Origin of the sequence: Streptomyces acidicola (assembly GCF_009377235.1) — a bacterium.
GTDB classification, from domain to species: Bacteria; Actinomycetota; Actinomycetes; order Streptomycetales; family Streptomycetaceae; genus Streptomyces; species Streptomyces acidicola.
This window is the reverse complement of record NZ_VMNX01000492.1, coordinates 1-1,897: the sequence shown is the minus strand read 5'-3', so window position 1 is coordinate 1,897 and position 1,897 is coordinate 1. Positions and strand designations below refer to the sequence as shown.

2 protein-coding genes are annotated in these 1,897 nt (G+C 71.0%); both read right to left on the bottom strand.

Annotated elements, in window-relative coordinates; genetic code table 11:
* Nucleotides 1-943: HesA/MoeB/ThiF family protein (locus FPZ41_RS46280; protein WP_152870869.1), on the bottom strand; the 943-nt coding region annotated here is incomplete at its 3' end.
* On the bottom strand, nucleotides 943-1,897 hold a 955-nt coding region (locus tag FPZ41_RS47715), incomplete at its 5' end, for a hypothetical protein (protein ID WP_194236467.1). The genes FPZ41_RS46280 and FPZ41_RS47715, both read right to left, overlap by 1 nt.

The window sequence follows — 1,897 nt, the reverse complement described above, 5'->3', positions numbered from 1 at the left end:
GTGCGGGGGCTTGGGTCAGGCGGGCGCCGGGGGTTCGGAGCATGCGGAGCAGCTCCGGGAGCAGGGCTCCGAGTTCCACCGGCCAGCGCGCCCAGGTGCGCCACTGTTCCGTGCGCGGCCTGGCCTTCTGGTGCACGTCGAGGCGGATGTGGTGCCGTACCCGCTGTCCGGCGAGCAGCCTGACGACCATGTGGGAGCTGATCACACCGAACGCCGTGGCCGTGTAGGACACCTGCGGAAACGTGTAGTCGGTCCGCAGGTGGTTGGCCCGGATCTCGGCCAGCATGTCGGTCGGTACGTACCTCAGCGGCACCGCTCGGCGCAGCAGTTCCCACGTGTCGAGCCGGGCCAGGTCCCGCGTCGTGATGGTCCCGTCGAACGGTTCGCGGAGGTGCCGGTAGTCGTAGCAGCGGACGTACTGGGTGCCCGCCATGTCCCACCCGGTGATCAGGGGCAGTCGCCGCACGATGGCGTGACGGTGCAGCAGGTGCTTGGCCTGCCACCCCTCCGGTGTCGTGACGTCCACCCCGTCGATGATCACCTGGCAGGAGCCCGTCAGCTTCGGCACGGTCTGCCGGGTGACTCCTTCCGTGAAGACCTCGACGGAGGCGTACGGGTTGATGGCCCGCACCCGGGACGCGGCCACCGAGGCCTTGTTCCGCTCGATGTCGGCGGCCATCGCCGACTGCCGGTTGAGGTTGTTCAGCTCGTACGTTCCCGGGTCGGCGAGGACGAAGTTCTGCACGCCCAGCCGGGTGAGCGGTTCGACGGCCGCGCCCCCGATCGACCCGCAGCCGGCCACCAGGACGGTGGCCGCGCGCAGGGCCCGCTGGTCGGCCGCGGCCACCACCCCGGTGTTCCGGGTGGTCAACTCGGCGTAGAACTCGGCGCCCACCGTGGGTGTTTCCTCGGCCGGCGACACCGGCTGGCTGTCAACGTTCATCACCCGCAAGGCCCTTCGTGTGACGGACGGGGGACGCCGTCCCCTGGCTTCTTCCGCGCGGCCAGGGACGTGACCAGGGCCTGCGGCGAGGTCAGGTCGCTCGTCCCGGAGAGGTAGGAACGGATCATGTCGAGGTACCAGGGGAGATCCGTGGGCACCGGGGCGACGAACGGCCTGGCCACCACCGACTGCCGGTAGATCGGCGCCATGGGATCCGATGCGCACAGGCGCGGCGACGTGCCCTCGACGACGTGCAGGTCGAAGCCGCCGAGGCGCAGATGGCGCAGTGCGACGTGTTCCTTGGCGTCGCCGAGCACGATGCGCACGGCGTCGCCGAGCCCCATGAGGGCCTCGCCCATGCCGAGCATGAGGTGCCAGGGGACGCAGGTGTGCTGTTCGCCCCGCGGCATCGACTGGTCCCGCAGGAAGCGCTTGAACTCGAAGGCCTGGTGGGTCCCCAGGCCCGGCCGTGCGTACCGCCGTAGCAGGTCGACGCCGTGTGCCGCCTCCGTCGGGAACGGGGTACGGCGCGGGGAGTCGAGGGGGAGGCTTTCCGCGTCGGCGGAGCAGGCCAGCCCCACGTATCCGCGTATCCGCCAGGTGCGCCGGCACAGGGTGACGGTGTGGACGTTCTCCACGGGGCGCTCCACGGCACGCGAGTGCAGCAGCGGTTCGTGGAACGCGGCGGTCCGGTGGACGGAGTCGGGGGAGATCCAGCTCAGCCTCAGGTACTGGGCGAGGCGGAAGCCGAGGATTCCCTTGAGGTACCGGGTGGGAAACTGGCTGTCGCGGGCGGTGACGGTCACCAGCCGGCGGTCCGGGTCCTCGATGAGGGAGAGCGGAGCCCCCTTGAGCTCGGCGAGCAACCGCCGGTAGCTGAGCCGCTCGTGAAGCCTGATGATGTCCACGGCGTAGCGCCGGGCGGGGGCGTCCCCGGTGGCGGTGGGCCCCGGG